Annotated in this window: 15 protein-coding genes; 7 read left to right on the forward strand and 8 right to left on the reverse strand. The window is 74.2% G+C overall.

Annotated elements, in window-relative coordinates:
• Positions 1-52 precede the first annotated feature (52 nt).
• The gene (locus AC2XR2_RS07075) at positions 53-592 is read left to right on the forward strand and encodes a hypothetical protein (protein WP_449350229.1); all 540 of its coding nucleotides are present in this window, start codon (positions 53-55) and stop codon (positions 590-592) included.
• A 14-nt stretch (positions 593-606) separates the two neighbouring features.
• On the opposite strand, the gene AC2XR2_RS07080 is transcribed toward AC2XR2_RS07075, so the two are convergent.
• The 4 genes from AC2XR2_RS07080 to AC2XR2_RS07095 all read right to left on the reverse strand — a co-directional run bounded on the left by AC2XR2_RS07080 (position 607) and on the right by AC2XR2_RS07095 (position 8,620).
• Positions 607-5,280: a hypothetical protein gene (locus AC2XR2_RS07080; RefSeq protein ID WP_491514594.1), complete on the reverse strand. Its 4,674-nt coding sequence runs from the start codon at positions 5,278-5,280 to the stop codon at positions 607-609.
• 37 nt (positions 5,281-5,317) lie between these two features.
• Positions 5,318-6,196 (reverse strand): hypothetical protein, encoded by an 879-nt coding sequence (locus AC2XR2_RS07085; protein WP_123759434.1) that lies wholly within the window; start codon positions 6,194-6,196, stop codon positions 5,318-5,320.
• A 63-nt stretch (positions 6,197-6,259) separates the two neighbouring features.
• Entirely contained in the window at positions 6,260-7,789 is a 1,530-nt protein-coding gene (locus AC2XR2_RS07090; protein ID WP_356464407.1) for a hypothetical protein, read from the reverse strand.
• 135 nt (positions 7,790-7,924) lie between these two features.
• Positions 7,925-8,620: a GntR family transcriptional regulator gene (locus AC2XR2_RS07095; protein WP_381304583.1), complete on the reverse strand. Its 696-nt coding sequence runs from the start codon at positions 8,618-8,620 to the stop codon at positions 7,925-7,927.
• A 131-nt stretch (positions 8,621-8,751) separates the two neighbouring features.
• Here AC2XR2_RS07095 and AC2XR2_RS07100 point away from each other — a divergent pair, with 131 nt between their 5' ends.
• From AC2XR2_RS07100 to AC2XR2_RS07125, 6 genes are all read left to right on the forward strand, one after another.
• A complete protein-coding gene (locus AC2XR2_RS07100) occupies positions 8,752-10,035 on the forward strand; it encodes an MFS transporter (RefSeq protein WP_491514595.1) in 1,284 nt (427 codons plus the stop codon).
• A 47-nt stretch (positions 10,036-10,082) separates the two neighbouring features.
• Positions 10,083-10,901: a putative hydro-lyase gene (locus AC2XR2_RS07105; protein ID WP_356464623.1), complete on the forward strand. Its 819-nt coding sequence runs from the start codon at positions 10,083-10,085 to the stop codon at positions 10,899-10,901.
• Between the two features lie 72 nt (positions 10,902-10,973).
• Complete coding sequence (locus tag AC2XR2_RS07110) at positions 10,974-11,732, forward strand: LamB/YcsF family protein (protein ID WP_491514596.1); 759 nt, start codon at positions 10,974-10,976, stop codon at positions 11,730-11,732.
• The gene (locus AC2XR2_RS07115; protein WP_491514597.1) at positions 11,729-12,340 is read left to right on the forward strand and encodes a 5-oxoprolinase subunit B family protein; all 612 of its coding nucleotides are present in this window, start codon (positions 11,729-11,731) and stop codon (positions 12,338-12,340) included. The genes AC2XR2_RS07110 and AC2XR2_RS07115 overlap by 4 nt, the downstream gene beginning before the upstream one ends.
• Positions 12,337-12,531, forward strand: a complete 195-nt coding sequence (locus tag AC2XR2_RS07120) for a hypothetical protein (RefSeq protein WP_491514598.1) — start codon at positions 12,337-12,339, stop codon at positions 12,529-12,531. Before AC2XR2_RS07115 ends, AC2XR2_RS07120 begins: the two co-directional genes overlap by 4 nt.
• Positions 12,528-13,397: a 5-oxoprolinase subunit C family protein gene (locus AC2XR2_RS07125; RefSeq protein ID WP_449350761.1), complete on the forward strand. Its 870-nt coding sequence runs from the start codon at positions 12,528-12,530 to the stop codon at positions 13,395-13,397. The genes AC2XR2_RS07120 and AC2XR2_RS07125 overlap by 4 nt, the downstream gene beginning before the upstream one ends.
• A 51-nt stretch (positions 13,398-13,448) precedes the next feature.
• Here AC2XR2_RS07125 and AC2XR2_RS07130 read toward each other — a convergent pair whose 3' ends face one another.
• From AC2XR2_RS07130 to AC2XR2_RS07145, 4 genes are all read right to left on the reverse strand, one after another.
• Positions 13,449-14,300 carry an SGNH/GDSL hydrolase family protein gene (locus AC2XR2_RS07130; protein WP_491514599.1) on the reverse strand — a complete coding sequence of 284 codons (852 nt, stop codon included), beginning with the start codon at positions 14,298-14,300 and terminating at the stop codon, positions 13,449-13,451.
• Positions 14,301-14,333: 33 nt separating this feature from the next.
• Positions 14,334-15,497 carry a glycosyltransferase gene (locus tag AC2XR2_RS07135; RefSeq protein ID WP_491514600.1) on the reverse strand — a complete coding sequence of 388 codons (1,164 nt, stop codon included), beginning with the start codon at positions 15,495-15,497 and terminating at the stop codon, positions 14,334-14,336.
• Positions 15,494-16,627, reverse strand: coding sequence for a glycosyltransferase family 4 protein (locus AC2XR2_RS07140; RefSeq protein ID WP_491514601.1), 1,134 nt, complete (start codon positions 16,625-16,627; stop codon positions 15,494-15,496). Before AC2XR2_RS07140 ends, AC2XR2_RS07135 begins: the two co-directional genes overlap by 4 nt.
• 187 nt (positions 16,628-16,814) lie before the next feature.
• The gene (locus tag AC2XR2_RS07145) at positions 16,815-18,233 is read right to left on the reverse strand and encodes a HEAT repeat domain-containing protein (protein WP_381304604.1); all 1,419 of its coding nucleotides are present in this window, start codon (positions 18,231-18,233) and stop codon (positions 16,815-16,817) included.
• Between the last annotated feature and the right edge of the window lie 144 nt (positions 18,234-18,377).

An 18,377-nucleotide genomic window follows, 5' to 3' on the forward strand; every position in this document is an offset into this window, starting at 1 on the left:
GTCCACGGACACCGGGACGAGGGGACTGCCGGCGGTGGGGAGTGACACGGTGATGGGCACGGCGGAACGGCAGGAGGCGCCGCGAAGCGGCGTGGAGACGGCGCGTTCGAGGCCATCGCGGCGCCCGGAGGCGCCCGTTCACGACACTCCGGCGAGGGCGGACGTACGGCGCCGACGCGAGGCGGTCCGGGAGGAGCCGTACCGGCCATTGTGGGTCGAGGAGCCCGCGCGCAGGCGCCGGCTGCCGGATCCGGTGCGGACCTCCGCGGTGCGGGCGGTGCTCATCATCGCCGTGACCCTGCTCCAGGCGATGGTGGCCTTCCTGTGCACCATGGCCGGTTCCTGGCTGGCGTTCCCGATGGTGATCAGCAGCGTGGCCAGCACCGTGGTGGCCACCTGGGGCGCGCTGGACGTGTGGGTGACCCGTCAGGTGTGGAACCAGCGCAACGGCGTGGTGTCGACGCCCAGCAGCACCGCCCGTGCACTGCGGCGCGAGCGGCGCAAGGCCCGCCGGCAGGCGCGGCTCGCCGAGCGGGCCCAGGCGCGCATACGGCGGCAGGGCGGCAGCACGGGCCGACTGTCGCACTCCTGAGCCGCGAGGCTTCCCTACGGAGTCACCGCTGAGCTCCCTTGCGGAGTCACGGGCGCCGGACGCTTGAACATCCGCGTCGCCGTGATCTCGCTGTGCACCGCCTCGCCCGCCTGGGGCTGCTGCGGCAGACCCGGGCGGAGGTGTTCCTCCACGCTGATGTACTTCAGGCCGGCCCGGAGGTCGGCGTCGTTCCGCAGCCGGATGACCAGCGGGAACTCGGCCAGCGCGGTCGTGTCGAACAGGCCCGTGGTGTACAGGAGTTGCACCCCGAGCGCGTCCGACACGGCCCGCTGGAGCTCCAGCAGATACGTCGCGTTGGCGCGGCCGATCGGGTTGTCCAGGAACAGCGTGCCGGCGTGCCGGTGCTTGTCCCGGCCACGGTCGTTGGAGCGCAGGGCGGCCATCGTGCAGTACAGCGCGATGGCCGCGGTGAGCAGCTGACCGCCGGAGAACACGTCGCCCATCTGACCGACCGGCACCCGCTCGGCGCGCAGCACGGCGTCCGGCTTGAGGATCTCGACGGCCACGCCCCTGGGCTGGAGCGCGGCCGCGACTCCCCGCAGCAGCAGGGACATTCCGTCGCGCCGCAGGTCGGAGTTCTTCTTCACGGCCGCGCGGGTCGCCTCGTCGATGACCTCACCGAGCCGCTCGGTCAGCGTGGCCTGGTCGGGCTCCTCGAAGCGGATCCGCAGGAACTCCTGCCCGGACCACTCGCCGAGCCCCTCGGGCAGCCGGGACAGCCGCTGGGCGGACCTGAGCGTGGCGAGGGCGGACTCCACGAGCCCGCGCAGCCGGTCCACGATCGAGTCACGGTTGCGCTCCAGCTGCGCCAACTCGTCGGTCAGCACCCGGAGTCGGGGCGCGAAGGCGTCCGCCCACTTCTGCGCATGCTCGGGCAGCGCGGAGGCCGGCAGCTCGCGGATCTGCTGCCGGGCCGGGGTGCGGACCTGCTCGTAGCGCGTGGAGTTGGCGTGCCGGACCAGCACATCGCTCGCCTCGCGCACGGCCGACTCGGCGGCGGACAGGTCAGCGGCGCAGCCGCGCAGCGACCGGCGGGCCTCCGCGGCGGCCTGCCGGGCCTCCTCGGGGCTGCCCGGGTACGGCTCCGTCTCCTCCTGCTCGTCCTCCATCGCGTGCTCGCGCAGCAGGTCGCGGAGCATCGCCGCGATCTCGTCGAAGCCGCTCGCCGCGTCCTCGGCGGCCCGGTGGGAGCCGAGCAGCTCCGCGTGCGCCTCCCGGGCCTGCGTCAACGCCTCGGTGCGGGAGGCGAGTTCGGAGGTGGCCGTACGCAACAGCGCCTGCGCGTGCTCGGCGTCGCGCGGCTCCAGCTCCTGCGGCAGCTCGGTGTGCGCCTCGCCGTCCTCGGGCGCGTGCCGCTCGGCCTCCCCGCGCAGCCGCCCGAGCTGCTCGCTCGCGGTCGACATCCGGGTCTCGAGGAGCTGCACCAGCTCCTCGGCACGGGCGGCGGCGGCCTGCCGGGAGGGCCCGTCGGAGCCGTCGGGCGACTGGAGCAGTTGCTCGGCGCGCGTGCGGACCTTGTTGCTCAGCCGGTCCCACTCGGCCAGTGCACTGCTCTCGTCGCTCTCCGCGCGGGCCTGCTCGGCCCGCAGGTCGGCGCCCACGCCGACCTTCTCGTACACCTGGGACGCGGCCCGGTAGGCCTCGCGCAGGGCGGGCAGCGACGCCTTCGGCGTGGCCGCGTCGTCCTCCGGTACGTCGTCGGGGGCGCCGGCGATCTCGGCGCGCTCGGCGCGCAGCGCGCGGGCGGTGCGGCGGGCGTCGTCGGCGGCCCGCTGGGCGGCGCGCCGGTCCTCGTCGGCGGCGCGGGCGCGTTCCAGGCAGGTCTGGGCGCGGCCCTCCGACTCGGTGGCCTCGTCGGCCAGTTCGCGCAGCTTGACCTGCCAGCCGGCCCGCTCGCGCAGCCGGTAGGCGAGACCGGCGAGGGCGTCGGCGGCCCGGCGGGCCTTCTGCGCGGCCTCCTGCCGCTCGTCACGCGTCTGCGCGGCCTCCGCGGCAGCCTCGTCGGCCTCGGCCCGTACGGTGCGTGCCTCGGCCAGCTCGGCCTCCGCCTCCTCGGCGAACGCGCGCGTGTCCTCGGCGGCGCGGGCCAGCTCGACGAGCCGGCCTGCCGGACATCCGGTGCGCCAGGAGGCGAGCCGGGCGGCCAGTTCACGGTCCTTGCCGAGCCGGGCGGCGAGCGACCGGATCTCCTCGTCCCGCTCACCGGCCCGCGCGCGCAGCGCCTGGCGCTCCTCGTCGGCGGCGTGCTCGTCGTGCATGGCCGGGTTCGGCGGTACGAGGAAGACGTCGCCGCTCTGGGAGTCGGTCGCCGGAGTCGGCGCCAGGAGTGCGGCGGCGGTGCCGACCGCGACGGCCGAACGGGGCAGGAGGGCGGCGTCGCTCAGCGCCTCACGGGCACGCGCGTGCGTGTCGGGGTCGGTGATGATCACGCCGTCGACCAGTTCCGGCCGGGCGGCGAGCACGCGCGCGTGGTCGGCGGGGTCGACGGCCTGCGCGAGATAGCGCCAGCCGGGCAGCGCGGGGATGCCGTTCTCGCCGAGGAACTCGACCGTGGCCAGCACGTCGGGTCCCGGCGGCAGCAGTCCGCCGTCGCCGAGCGCGCCGAGGATCCGGGAGTCGTCGGCGGCGGCGGTGCGCAGCTCGAAGAGCTGGCGTTCGGCGGAGGACACCGAGTCGTCGAGCAACTCCCGCAGTTCGTCGGCGAAGCGGTCGAGTTCCTCGGGCGTGAGACCGCCGACGGAGTCGGCCTGCGGATCGGTGCCCTCGCGTCCCTTCCTGGTGCCGTCCGTCTCCGCGCGCGGCCCCGGCACCGCCCCGGAGGCCCCGGTCAGGCTCAGCAGCTCCGCGAGCCGCTCCTCCCCCGCCAGCCCCTCGGCGAGCCGGCGCTCGGCCTCGTAGGACCGGGCCGCGGCGGCGGCCGCGTCCTCCGCGCGGGCGGCGGTGAGTTCCGCGCGGGACTCGGCGGAGGCGGCCTCGCGCGCGTGCTCGCTCGCCCGTCGGGACGCCTCGCGAGCGGCGTCCCAGGCGGCCACGGCGGTCTTCTCGGCGTCGCTCGCGGCGAGCGCCGCGCGGGCGGGGTCGGCGTCGGGGGCGCTGTCGTCGAGCCAGCCCGCGCGGACCGCTTCCGCGGTCTCCTGCTCGACCTCGCTCAGCCGCTGGCGCAGGTGCCCGACCTCACTGCGGGCGCGCTGTGCCTCGGTGGCGGCCGAGGTGGAGTCCCGGTAGGCCGTCTCGCTGACCTCCTGGAGGGCGGCGGACCGCTCCTCCTCCTCGTTGGCGAGGGTCTCGGCGCGCTCGGCGGCCGCGTGCAGGGCCCGTACGAGGTCGACGGCGGCCTTGGCGCGGGCGGCGAGGGCGGGAGCCGCGTCCCGCTCGGCCTCCTGGATGGCGGCGGCGACGCGCGCGACCCGGTCGGCGGCGGCGCGGTGGCGCAGTACGGCCTCCGCGGCCTGCCAGGCGGAGTGGAGGGTGCGTGCGTCGGCGAGCTCGCGCTTCTGGGCGGCGGCCGACTTCTCGGCGGCGGCGAGCGCCAGGGAGGCGTGCCGGTAGGCGAGTTCGGCGGCGATCAGCGCGCTGCGCTCACGGCCCGCCTCGGCGTGGGTGACGGCGTACGCGGCGGCGGTGACCCGCTGGGCGAGATCGGCCGCCCGTACGCGCTCCCGCACCCCCCGCGCGGAGAGCCTGCGGGCCAGGGTCCGGGTACGGCGTTCCGCGCCGGTGTGGATGTCACGCGCGCGTGAGCGTGCCTCGGCGGCCTCGACGATCCGGCCCAGCAGGTCCACCGACCCGGCGGTGAAGTCGCGTTCGGCGATCAGTTCGGCGCGGCGTCCCAGCTTGTTCCCGAACCCGCTGACCAGGTCGGCGAGTCCGTCGGTGTCGCGGGTGTCGGTGACCGCGCGCAGCAGGAGGTCGGTGAAGTCGGAGTCCTTCTTCACCGCGAAGAGGCCGGCGGCCTCGCCCTCGTCGGCGTTCATCTCCCGCTGGTAGCGGAAGAGTTCGGGGTCCAGGCCGAGGTCGCCGAGGTGCTCGATCCAGCGGTCGTGGATCTCCTCCCAGTGCACCTCCAGATGCGGATAGGCCTTGCCCGCCTCGGTGATGGCGTCCCGGAAGCCCTTCATGGTGCGTCGGCGGCCCTGGGCGGCCGACTGGCCCTCGGCGGGCGGCCGCACGCCGGTGGACTCGGCGACCGGGAGGTTGTCCAGCGAGAGCCCGGGGCCGGGCCGGAAGGAGTACCAGGCCTCGGCGAACTTCCGCGGGTCGTTGGAGACCTGGCGCCCCCGCCACTCGCTCACCTTGCCCACGACGACGCACTCGCCGGTGAGGGTGTGCTGCCACTCCAGGGCCACATGCCCGCAGTCGTCGGCCAGCAGGAACTTCCGCAGCACGCCGGAGCTGGCGCCGCCCAGGGTGTTGCGGTGCCCGGGCAGCATCACCGAGAAGATCAGCTTGAGCAGGACGGACTTGCCGCCGCCGTTCTCCAGGAAGAGCACCCCGGCGGGCGCGGGCCGGCGCGGCGGGCCGACGGGCTCCTCCTCGAAGAACTCCGCCTGGGTGGGCGCGGGGTCGGGCACTTCCGCGCCGACGCCGCGCAGGTCAAGCACGGTGTCGGCGTAGCGCGCACCGGCGGGACCGATGGAGTAGAGGCGGACCCGGGACAGCTCGTACATGGCGGACTCTCGTAAGTCTTCGGCAGGTCAGGGAGGTTCAGGAGTGGAACGGCAGTCCGGCGTCGGCCACCAGCTCCGCGTCGTCGTCCGCGGCGGGCACCAGGGTCGGCGTGCCGTCGGTCACCGGGACGACGCCCAGCTCGAGGAGTTCGGCCATGGCGGCGCTGCCAGCCATGTCCCGCACCTGGAGCTGGTAACGAGCCGTGGTCCGGTAGGTACCGCCGTTGTCGTCCCCGGTGCGCTGGAGGAAGCCGGAGTCGGTGAGGAAGGCGGCGGCCTTGCCCACGATGCCGGTGGTGGACCCGGCGAGCCGACGCGCGTCCTTGGTCGCGCCGGCCGCGCTGCGTCTGGCCCAGATCCGCCAGGCCGCCTCCAGTCCGGGCGCGTCGGTGGCCGGGTCGGTGTTCTCGCCGGTCTCCTCGGCCCGCTCCTCCAGGCGTCGGCAGGCCTGCCGTACGAAGGCGTCGACGCCGTTGACCGAGACGCGCCCGATGTATCCGTCGTCGGCGAGGTCCTCGGGTCGCGGGAACGCCATGGCGGCGACGGCGAGGTGGGCGAGCCCGTGCAGGAAGCGGTCACCGCCGTCGGCCGACGTACGACGCGCGTAGTCCCCCATCCGCACGGCGAACACCGAGTCCTCGGCGGCGGTGACGGCCATGCCCGCGCGCGGGGACACCTCGAGGACGATCAGGCCGAGTCCGGCGGCGACGGCGTCGGCGAGCCGGGCGAACGGCGGGTCCTCCCGGTAGCGCCGCAGCAGCTCGGCGTACTCCTGGTCCCGCGCGGGCTGGAGCTTGGGCTGCAGTCCGAAGGCGACGAGCCGAGCGGCGTCGGCGGCGTCGGCGGGGGTGACGGGGGCGGGCGCCGACGGGGTCGGGGCTGCCTCCGTGTCGCTCCACTCGACATGCTCACTCACGGCTGGGGCTCCTTGTCACGCTCTTGCTCGCGCTTGCTGCTTCCGGGTCACGCTCTTGCTCGCTCATGCTGCTTCCGTCCGGTCCGCCGCCATCCCGAGGGCGTCCAGCAGGGCGGTGCCGACGATGAGGTCGGCGCCGCCGAAGTCCGGGTCGTCGAGTTCCGTCCCGTCGTCCACCGCGAAGAGCAGCTTCTCCTCGCCCTGGCGGTAGGCGGTGCCGACCGGGGGGCTGGCCGCGTGGATCGACATCAGGGCCACGAGGTAGGCCAGGTCGAAGCCGCCGGTCCTGCGGGCCTCCGCGAGCAGCCCCGACAGGCGCCGCGGTGCGTCCGCGGGCAGGTCCAGCAGTTCCTTGGCGGCCGCCAGCTGCTCCTCGCTGAACCGGCTGTCGTCCGGGGTGGCGATGAGGTCCGGCTCCGGCATCTCGGCGCCCAGGTGCTCCCGCTCCATGGGCGGGGTCAGCAGTATGTCGACGAGGTCGCCCACCCGCACGGACACCGGCGTGCGCATGCCGGTCCCGCGCGCGAAGAACGCGTCCGTGACCCGCGTGGCCTGTTCCAGCGGCAGGGGCAGCAGCGGCGCGACGAGGTGGCCGTAGAGGTCGATCCCGGAGGTGGTCATCGGTGTGGCGAAGGCCTGGCGGTCCTGCTCGGCGCGGAACAGCGGGCCCGCCTCCAGGAGCCGGGACTGTAGCTGGGTGTGGCGCCGGATGCAGTCCTTGACGATGTCGACGAGCTCGGCGGCCCGGCGCTTCTGCTCGGGGTCCTCGGACTCGTCCCGGGCCTTGCGGATGTTGGTCAGGATCGCGTTCTCGTGGCGGTACCGGTCGGCGACGTGGTCCAGGGCCTCGGCGATCATGTCGGGCACGGAGTTGAGCCAGTCGACGGCCCGGACATTGCGCCGGGTCGCGTCCAGGGCCCTGCGCAGGGTCTCGGAGTACTGCACGGTCCGGTACCGGGCCTGTTCGGCGGCGAGTTGGGCGTCGGCGAGGCGGCCGCGGCTGATCAGCACCTCCAGCTTGACCTCGGCGGCGATCTGGGCGCTGGTGACATCGGTGTCCAGGGCGCCGACGAGGACGTTGACCGCCTCGTCGGTCGTGCGGAGGTAGACCGAGCCGCCGGGACCCGGCACCTCCTCGATCAGCTTGAAGTCGTAGTCACGGCGGACATAGGTGCCGTCCGGTGCGAACGTGCCGTAGACGGCCCGGAATCCGCGGTCCACGCTGCCGACGTTGATCAGGTTCTCCAGCACCCAGCGGGCCACGCGCTCGTGCTCGGCGACGGGGCGCTGCGGGGCCTGGGCGGCGATGCGCGGGATGAGACGGGCGACGATCTGGTCGTGGTCGGCGCCGGTGTCGAAGTCCATGTTCAGGGTGACCAGGTCGATGCCGGCGAGGGCCACCTCGGCCATGCCGTACACCGAGTACTCACCCGCGAGGTTCGCCTTGCGCGCGTCCAGGTCGTGCAGCGGCGCGGTGCACGCGAGCGCGCGCAGCCGCCGCGCCAGCCCCTCGTCGGCGGCCGGGCCCGGAGCGGGGCGCGGCCCCGCGCTGAACTGGGGCGGAACGCTGTCCGTCGATGCAGGCGAAGTCACGGTGCACAGACTAGGTGCTGGGTCTGACAACTCCCCAAACGACGCGGATCGCCTCCGGCGGTCGGGCGGGAACTACGGGTTCTGATTCGTCTGCGGGCCGGTGGGGGCCGATCGCGCAGTTCCCCGCGCCCCTGACTAGGTGTCCTCGCCCACCCTTCGCCTGTACACCTCGACCACTCGCCCCAGAGAGTCCGAGAGGTACACGGCGAGCAGTCGCTCCGCCTCCTCCCGGTCGCCCGCCTGGAGCGCCTCCAGGATCTGCTGGTTTCGGGCCAGGTACGGCTCGTGCAGGGCCTTCGGGTCGTCCACCACGTGGAACGCCAGGCGGAGTTCGGCGAAGACGCTGCGCATCAGTTCGTCGGTGCGGTCGCTGCCGGCGAGGGCGACGAGTTCGCGGTGGAAGTGGATGTTGGCCGTGCCCAGCGTTTTCCAGTCACCTTCGCGCACCGCCCGCCGCCCCTCGGCGACCGCGCCGGCGAGCCCGTCCAGGGCGTACGGCGGCTCGCCGAGCCCGCGGACGACGGCGCACTCGACGAGCGCGCGGGTGCGGTAGATGTCCTCCACGTCCTCGACGGTGAGGACCCGCACGAACACGCCCCGGTTCAGTTCGTGGACGAGCAGGCGCTCGTGCGTGAGCAGGCGGAACGCCTCGCGCAGGGTGTTGCGGGAGACCCCGAGGGCGCCCCCGATGCTGTCCTCCGACAGCCGTGTCCCTGGCGGGAAATAGCCCTCCGCGATGCGGCTCCTGAGGATGTCCGAGACCCGCTCGGCCGTGCTGGTGCGGCCCAGGAGGGCGCGATCGTCGGCCAGTCCGCTCAGCTGCTCTGCCATGCCCGGAATTCAACCGCAGAGAGGAGAACGAAACAACAGGGGTATTGAAGGATCGTTGAACGATCCTCTACGTTGCTGGAACACCGCATGGCTCAGCTCCGCACCCTCCGTCCTCCCACTGCGAGGTGCCCATGAGCACGACCCGTCCCCCTCAGACCCTTACCAGCAGCCCCTCGTCGACCGAAGACGGGGCGTTGGGCTGGTTCCGGGCGCTCGGTCCGCGCGGCCGACGCGCCTTCGCCGGCGCGTTCGGCGGCTACGCCCTCGACTCCTACGACTACTTCACGCTGCCGTTGAGCATGGTCGCGCTGGCCGCGTACTTCGGCCTGGACAGCGGCCAGACCGGCCTGTTCACCACCGTCACCCTGCTGGCCTCCGGCATCGGCGGGGCCCTGGCAGGGGTGCTGGCCGACCGGGCCGGCCGAGTCCGGGCCCTGATGATCACAGTGATCACCTACGCGGTCTTCACCGTGGCCTGCGGCTTCGCGCCCAACTTCGAGTCACTGCTGGTCTTCCGCGCCCTCCAGGGCCTCGGTTTCGGCGGCGAGTGGGCGGTCGGCGCGATCCTGGTCGCCGAGTACGCGAGCGCCAAGCACCGGGGCCGCACCCTGGGCGCGATCCAGAGCTCCTGGGCCGTGGGCTGGGCCCTGGCCGCGATCATGTACACGCTGGTCTTCTCGGTCTTCGACGACGGCACGGCCTGGCGCGTGATGTTCTGGACCGGCGCGCTGCCCGCGCTGCTGGTCGTCTGGATGCGCCGCCGTGTCCAGGACGCCCCCGAGGCGGTGGCGGTACGCGAGAAGAGCGCCGGAAAGGGCTCCTTCGCGGCGATCTTCAAGCCGGATCTGCTCCGTACGACGATCTTCGCCGGGCTGCTGTCCACCGGCGTCCAGGGCGGCTACTACACGCTCGCCACCTGGGTGCCCACGTACCTGAAGAGCGACCGCGGGCTGTCGGTCGTCGGCACCGGCGGCTATCTGACGTTCCTGATCTCCGGCGCCTTCCTCGGCTATCTGACCGGGGGCTACCTCACCGACCGGCTGGGCCGCCGGCGCAACATCTGGCTCTTCGCCCTGCTCTCGGCCGTCTGCATCGTGGCCTACGGCAACATCCCGAGCGGAGCCGACACCTGGCTGCTGGTGCTCGGGTTCCCCCTCGGGTTCTGCATGTCGGCGATCTTCAGCGGCTTCGGGTCCTACCTGAGCGAGCTGTACCCGACCGCGGTGCGCGGCTCGGGCCAGGGCTTCACGTACAACGCGGGCCGCGCGGTCGGCGCGGTCTTCCCGACCACCGTCGGCTTCCTGGCCGACAGCTGGGGCGTGGGCGGGGCACTGGTCTTCGGCGCCATCGGCTACGGCATCGCCGCACTGGCCCTGCTCGGACTGCCGGAGACTCGAGGGAGGGAACTCGCGTGAACCGCACGGAAGACCGCCCCAGGACTCTCACGGACGACAGGCCCCCAATGCTCATGGAAGACCGCCCCCTGACCCTCGTCGACGAGCACGCGCACGCGTGGAGCCCGGCGCAGGCCCGCACCCGCTTCCGCGCGGGCCTGGCCGGACCCACCGCCGGGGTCGCGGCCGGCCACACCCAGGTGAACCTCATCTCGGTGCCCGCCGACTGGGCGTACGACATGCTGCTGTTCTGCCAGCGCAACCCCAAGCCGTGCCCGGTCCTCGACGTCACCGACGCCGGAGACTGGACCACCGTCCTCGCGGACGGGGCGGACCTGCGCACCGATCTGCCGCGCTACCGGGTGTGGCAGGACGGCGAGCTGGTGGACGAGCCGACGGACGTGCGCGCGTACTGGCGCGACGACCTGGTTTCGTTCCTGATCGGCTGCAGTTTCACCTTTGAGTGGGCACTTTCGGGGGCGGGCGTCCCGATCCGGCACATTCAGCAGGGCCGGAACGTTCCCATGTACGTGACCAGCCGACAGTGCCGCCCAGCGGGGCGGCTGCACGGGCCCATGGTGGTGTCCATGCGCCCGGTGCCGCCGCAGCACCTGGCGGCCGCCATCAGGGAGAGCAGCCTGCTCCCGGCGGTGCACGGCAGCCCCGTGCACTGCGGTGACCCTTCAGGGCTCGGCATCGCCGACCTCGGCCGTCCCGACTTCGGCGACCCGGTGGACGCCGAACCGGACGACATCCCGGTGTTCTGGGCCTGCGGGGTGACCCCGCAGGCCGCGGTGATGGCCTCGCGCCCGCCGTTCGCCCTCACCCACGCACCGGGCCAGATGTTCCTGACGGACGCGCGGGACGAGCAGTACCGAGTGGCCTGAGAAGAGCGGTCCGAGAAGAGCGAGCTGACAAGAATGGGCTGACAAGTCCCTGAAAGGAGCACCGAGACCTCCATGACCTCGATCGATCTGAACGCCGACCTCGGCGAGGGCTTCGGCCGCTGGCGACTGACCGACGACGAGCAGCTGCTGACCGTCGTCACCAGCGCCAACGTGGCCTGCGGGTTCCACGCCGGGGACGCGGTCACCATGCGGCGGGTGTGCGAGCTGGCGGCCGCGCGCGGGGTGCGGATCGGCGCCCAGGTCTCCTACCGGGACCTGGCCGGGTTCGGGCGGCGCGCGATGGACGTGCCGTCCGCCGAGCTGACGGCCGAGGTGGCCTACCAGATCGGCGCCCTGGAGGTCTTCGCCCGCGCGGCGGGCACCCGCGTGTCCTACGTCAAGCCGCACGGAGCGCTCTACAACCGGGTCGTGCACGACGAGGAGCAGGCCGACGCGGTCGTCGACGGCGTGCTCCTCGCCGACGCCACGCTGCCCGTGCTCGGCCTGCCCGGCTCGCGTCTGCTGGAAGCGGCCCGCGCGGCGGGCCTGACCGGCGTCCCGGAGGCCTTCGCGGACCGGGCGTACACCGAGGAGGGCACGCTCGTGCCCCGCGGCCAGGAGGGCGCGGTGGTCTCCGACCCGGAGGCCGTCGTGGAGCGCTCGCTGGACCTGGCCCGGGACCGCGCGGTCACCGCCCGTTCCGGGGCGCGGATCGACGTCGAGGCCCGCTCCCTGTGCCTGCACGGGGACACACCGGGCGCGGTGGAGCTGGCCCGGCGGGTCCGGGAGCGGCTGGAGTGCTCGGGCGTCCGGGTGGAGGCCTTCGTATGAGGACGCTGCCGGTCGGCGACGACGCGCTGCTCGTCGAGGTCTCCTCGGGCGAGGAGGCCCAGGCCCTGCACGCCGAACTGGTACGGCGCCGCGCGGAGGGCTCCCTGTCGGTCCGCGAGATCGTCCCGGCCGCCCGCACGGTCCTCCTGGACGGCCTCACCGACCCGGCCCGCCTTGCCGCCGAGCTCACCGCCGCCGAGGTACCGCCCGCTCCCCCACGCGCGCGTGAAGTCGTCGAACTCCGGGTGCGCTACGACGGCCCGGACCTGGCCGATGTGGCCGCGCACTGGGGTGTCAGCCCCCGGGAGGTGGCCCGCATCCACGCCGGCACCGAATTCACCGTCGCCTTCTGCGGATTCGCCCCCGGCTTCGGCTACCTCACCGGCCTGCCCGCCCGCTACGACGTCCCACGCCGGGCCACCCCGCGCACGGCCGTCCCGGCGGGTTCGGTCGCGCTCGCGGGCCCGTACACGGGCGTGTACCCGCGCTCCTCCCCCGGCGGCTGGCAGCTCATCGGCACCACGGACGCCGTCCTGTGGGACCACGCGCGCGTCCCGGCCGCACTCCTGTCACCGGGCACCCGGGTCCGCTTCGTGGAGGCGCCGTGACGGATGGAACCCTCCAGGCGCCAATGACGGGCCGGCTCCTCCTTACCGCGGAGGCACGGACGACCGATCGCACCGCGGAGGCACCGACGACCGGCCGCACCGCGGAGGCACGGACCTCGGGCCGCCCCCTCTCCGCCGTAGTGGTGGCGCCGATGGCAGGCCGCTCGCTCTCCGCCGTGGAGGCCCCATGACCGACCGCGCTCTCTTCGTCGTCCGGGCCGGTGCCCTCACGACCGTCCAGGACCGGGGCCGGCCCGGTCACGCCCATCTCGGCGTACCCCGCTCGGGTGCCCTCGACGGCCCCGCGGCCGCGCTCGCCAACCGCCTGGTGGGCAACCGCCCCGAGGCGGCCGTCCTGGAGACCACGCTCAACGGCTGCGCGCTGCGCCCCCGTTCGACGGTCACCGTGGCCGTCACGGGCGCCCCCTGTCCGGTCACGGTGGAGGGCCGTCCGGCATCCTGGGGCGGGCCGGTGCGCGTACCGGCCGGAGCGCTCCTGACCGTCGGCACGGCCCTGTCAGGGGTACGCAGTTATGTGGCCGTCTCCGGCGGCATCATCGTGGAGCCGGTCCTCGGCAGCCGCTCCACCGACCTCCTGTCGGGCCTGGGCCCGCCTCCCCTCACGGACGGCGCGATACTGCCCCTGGGCACACCGGCGGCGCTCCACACGCGTGTGGACACGGCCCCCCAGCCCGCGCCCCCCACCGAACTGGTCCTGCGCGTCACGCTGGGCCCCCGGGACGACTGGTTCACCCCGGAAGCGGTGCGGGCCTTCACGACCCACGCCTTCCGGGTGTCCTCGGCGAGCAATCGCATCGGCCTGCGCACGGACGGGCCCGCCCTGGAGCGGAGGCTCGAGGGCGAACTGCCCAGCGAGGGAATGGTCCTGGGAGCGGTCCAGGTACCGCCCGACGGCAGACCGGTGGTCTTCCTCGCCGACCACCCGACCACCGGCGGTTACCCGGTGATCGGAGTGGTCCGCGAGCCGGACCTGCCCGCCGCGGCCCAGGCGGTACCGGGAACACCGGTGCGCTTCCTGGCCGTACGGCGGCGGTGAATCGCTGGTCGGGGCCGACGCCTGGGCGTGCACTCCCCGCAGGCCGAACGCCTAGGCGGCCTCCGGCCCTTGCTCCACCACCGACAGGGCCGCCAACGCCGTCGAGACCGCGTGGGCCGTCCGAAGGTCGAGCCTGGCGCTCGTTCCCCGCACGCGGTGCCGTGTCTCGTCGGCGGCCAGCGCCAGCAGCTGGGGCAGCAGATCGGTGCACCGTCTGACCACCCACCCGGTACCGGCCGTCGCCAGCCACCACAGACTCGCCGACCTGGTGGGCACCGGGAACTCCGGCTCGGGCGAGGGAGCGGCGCCGGTCGCCCGACCGCGCTCCGCCAGCAACGCGTGGAACCTCGACGCGAGCTGCCGGTGACCCCGCTCACCGGGATGCAACCGGTCCGCGCTCCACATGGCCCGATCGGTGGTCCACTCCCCCTCGGCCGCGTGCAGATGCACCGCCCCGTACCGCTCGGACAGCGCGTGCACCACGGTGTTGACCGACCGCTGCCGCCGGGCCAACGGCCGTGACAGCGCCCCCGGCAGCCCGAGCATCGTTCCGGGATCGGGCAGACACGCCGTGAGCAGCAGTGCGCCCTGCTCGGTGCAGGCCGCGTACACCCGGTCCAGCCGGGCGGCCACCGCCTGGATGTCGAAGGTGCACCGCAGGGTGTCGTTGACACCGACGACCACGGACACGACGTCCGGCCGCAGGGCGAGGCCCGCCGGGAGCTGCCGCTCCAGGACGTCCCGCGTCTGCGCCCCGCTCACCGCGAGGTTGGTGAACTCGACGTCCCCGTCGGACAGCCCGGCGGCGAGCAGCGCGGCCCAGCCGCGCCACCCGTCGCCCACGGGATCCCCCACGCCCTCGGTGAGCGAGTCCCCGAGAGCGACGAAGCGCAGGTTCCTCATGACAAGCCCCCGCCTCTCATGACGCGCCCCCGCTCACGCCACACCCCCGCGCACAGAACGCCGTACGAACGCCTCCGCGTCATGCGCCGCGAGAAACGCCCGGACCGCCGCGTCCCAGCCGAAGCACTCCGCACGCGCGCGTGCGAGCCCGCGGCGCTCGGCCTCCGACCGCGCCAGCAGCAGGTCCACGGCGTCCGCGAACGCCTCCCCGCGGTCGGCGGCGACGGCTCCGGCGGAGCCGATCACCTCCGGCAGCGCGGAGGAGGCGCTGACCACGACCGGCGTGCCGCAGGCCATGGCCTCCAGCGCGGCGAGCCCGAAGGTCTCGGCGGGCCCGGGAGCCAGGCACACGTCGGCGGTGGCCTGGAGCGCGCCGAGCAGCCCGCGGTCCGAGACGTGCCCGAGGAAGGTCACCGGCAGCCCGCGCTCCCGCGCCCGCTGCTCCAGGCGCGGCCGCAGCGGCCCGTCCCCGGCCACCACGAGCACCGCCCGCCGCCCCCGGCGCACCAGCGACTCCACGGCGTCCAGGGCCGTGCTCGGCCGCTTCTCCACGGACAGCCGGGTGCACGTCACGAGCAGCGTCTCGTCGTCGCGCGCGTACCGGCTCCTGAGACCCGGGTCGCGCAGCGCCGGGCGCCGCTCGACCAGATCGACGCCGAGCGGGGCCCGTACGACATTGCGCGCCCCGATCCGCACGAACTCCCGCTCGGCGAACTCCGTGGTGCACACCACGCGTGCGTACGTGTGCGCCGTACGGACGTTGAGGGCATCGGCGGCACGCCGGGCCGCGTGCTCCGACAGTCCCCAGGTGCGCAGGACGCCGTCGGCGGTCTCGTGGGAGACCATCACGGCGGGGACGCGGGCGCGGCGGGCCCATTTGCCGGTCCACCTCAGGGTCGTCCGGTCGGAGACCTCCAGGCGGTCGGGGGCGAGTTCCTCCAGGAGCCGGGCCACGCGCCGCTTGTCGGCGAGGACGCGGTAGCCGCCGGTGCCGGGGAGCAGCGGGCCGGGCAGGGTGATGACGCGCCCCTGCTCGGTCTGCCGGTCGCTCGCGCGCTCGCCCGGCACGATGAGCACCGACTCGTGCCCGGCGGCCTGGTAGCCCTTGCCCAGCTCACGCAGGGCGGTGCGCAGGCCGCCCGAGGCGGGGGCGACGAAGTTGGCGAGGCGGACGATCCGCAGCGACTGTCCGCTCATGCCGCCACCGCCGTCTTCCGGCCGGCGAGGACGGCGCCGTAGTGGGCGATGAGCTGGTCGCCGACGGCGGCCCAGGTGCGGCCCCCGACCAGGGCCCGCGCGGCGGAGCCGAACGCGGCCCGCATGCCGGGGTCGGCGGCCAGGGACCGGACCGCGTCCCGTAGGGCGGCCGGGTCGCGCGGCGGGACGAGGAACCCGGTGCGCCCGTGGGCGACCAGGTCCAGCGGACCTCCGGCGGCGGGCGCGACGACGGGCACGCCGCTGGCCATGGCCTCCTGCACGGTCTGGCAGAAGGTCTCGAAGGGCCCGGTGTGCGCGAAGACGTCGAAGGAGGCGAAGATCCGGGCCAGTTCGTCACCCGTGCGACGGCCCAGGAAGACCGCGCCGGGCAGGGCCTCGGTGAGCGCGGGCTCACTCGGCCCGTCGCCGACCACCACGACCTTGACGCCCTCCAGGCGGCAGGCGTCGGCCAGCAGCTCGATGTGTTTCTCGGGGGCGAGCCGGCCGACATAGCCGACGATCGTCTCGCCGTTCGGGGCGAGCTGCCGGCGCAGGGCCTCGTCGCGCAGCTCGGGGCGGAAGCGGACGGTGTCGACGCCCCGCGGCCACAGCTTGACCCGGGGCACGCCGTGCGCCTCCAGGTCGTGCAGGGACGCGCTGGACGGGGCGAGGGTGAGGTCGGCGGCGGCGTGGACGGAGCGGATGCGGCGCCAGGCGGCGGCCTCACCCGCGTGCACATAGGTGCGGGCGTATCCGGCGAGGTCGGTCTGGTAGACGGCGACGGCGGGGATGCCGAGCCGGGCGGCGGCGGCCATGCCGCGGACGCCGAGGACGAAGGGGCTGGCCAGGTGGACGACGTCGGCACGGTGCTCGGCGATCGCCGCGGCCACGCGCCTGCTGGGGAGGGCGACGCGGACCTGGGGGTAGCCCGGGAGGGGGAGGGAGGGGACACGGACGACGGGGCAGGGCGCGAGGGCGTCCACGCCGGGCCCGGGGCCGGACGCGGTGGCCGGCGCGACGACGAGCGGGAGGTGACTGCGATCCACGAGGTGCCGGGCGGTCTGGAGCGCGCAGTGGGCCACGCCGTTCACGTCGGGGGGAAAGGATTCGGTCACTATGACGACACGCATACCGGTGTTGTCGCCGTACTGGACGTGGCCGCGTCAACGTGGATCTTTGCGAACGGTGAACGTCCCATGAGCGTTCCGCTGCGCACCCGAGCAGGTCAGGCCGTGTCCATGCCGACCTGACCCGCGGGTCACCCCGGGTTCACCCGCCGGGCGTGACGGTGCCCGGCGGTGCGCTTCCGGGCGGGTGTCACATGGCGGCGGTGTCCGGTCCGATGCGGCTGCGGACGACCGTCTGGACCTCGGCCTCCTCGGCCGGGTCGGCGGCGAGCCTGCGGAGCCGTTCCACGACCCGGGCGTCGCCGGTCTCGGCGTGCCGGGCGGCGATCTCGCGGGTGGTCTCCTCGCAGTCCCAGAGGCATTCGACGGCGAAGCCGGTGGCGAAGGAGGGGTCGGTGGCGGCGAGCGCGTGGGCGGCGCGGCCCCGGAGATGGGAGGAGGCGGTCTCCCGGTAGACGTGGCGCAGTACGGGGGCGGCGCAGGCGATGCCGAGCCGTCCGGCGCCGTCGACAAGGGTCCACAGGGTGGGTGCGTCGGGGCCTTCGCCCCGGACGGCCTCCCTGAGGGCCGCGAGCACGAGGTCGCGGTCCTGGGCTCCGCCCAGACAGGCGAGCATGCGTCCGGCGGCGGCGCCCAGCGGATCGGGCCGTCGGGCCCAGCCTCGGGCCCGGTCGACGGCGGCGATACTGCGCATACGTTCGAATGAGTCGAGCGCGGCCTCCACGACGGCCGCGGAGCCGGTCGTGACGGCCAGCTCGATCAGATCGAAGGCGGCGGGATCATTGCTGTCGGCCAGGTAGCGCAGTGCGGTGCAGCGCGCCCCGTCGGTGCCGTCCTCGGCGGCCGCGAGGATCTCGGAGCGGTCCTCGGGGCCCGCCACGGCGGCCAGACAGCGGGCGGCGGGCACATGCAGCGCGGCCCCCCGCTCGACGCCCTGCTGGGCCCACTCGAAGACGGCCCGCACGCTCCACCCCGGACGGGGCCCGGTAGGTCGCATCTGGCGTTGCCAGCGGTCGAAACAGCCGGCTTCCTGAGCGGCACGCACACGCGTGGAGACGGATTCGCGGGGATCGTCGGCCCACAACCGCCAGGGCCGCGGTTCGAAGGCGTCCCGGACGGCGGCGGCCAGCTCGGCCTCGCCCTCGGGATCGGTCCCGAACCGCGCGAGCACGGGAGCGGCCAGGGCCCGCAGGCCCGCGTCGTCGTCCCGCAGCGCCAGTTCGTCCAGGGCCCAGGCCCAGTTGGAGCCCGAGGCGGCGTACCTGCGCAGCAGTTCGAGCGCGTCGCGCCTGCCGTAGGAGGCGAGGTGGCCGAGGACGGCGAGGGCGAGGCCCGTGCGTGACTCCTCGGTGTCGAAGACGTCGTCCACCTCGAAGAGGTGCGCCTCGATCTCGTCCAGCTCGCCGTTGAGGTCGAGGTAGAGACGGGCGTAGTAAAGGGAGCGGTTCTCCACCTGCCAGTCGTGGCGGGGATCGCGCAGCACGCAGTGGTTCAGAGCCGCGAGCGCCTCGGCGCGCGGGGCGGTGAGCGCGTGCAGCGTGCCGTCGCCGCGGCCCCGCTGGAGCAGGCCGAGCAGCGTACCGCTGGGCGCTATGACCGGATCGAACATGGGAAACAGCCTCACATCAAGCGTCGACGCAACCGGGGACGTGCATTACCTGGCCGCGTGACAACACGTCGGGGCGCCCGCCGTTTCCTGCTTGCTGTAAGCCATCTTCCTCTGCCTCTCGTCGGTGGCCCATGCGGACCGTTT

The organism is Streptomyces sp. LS-MS-L19 (genome assembly GCF_058382285.1).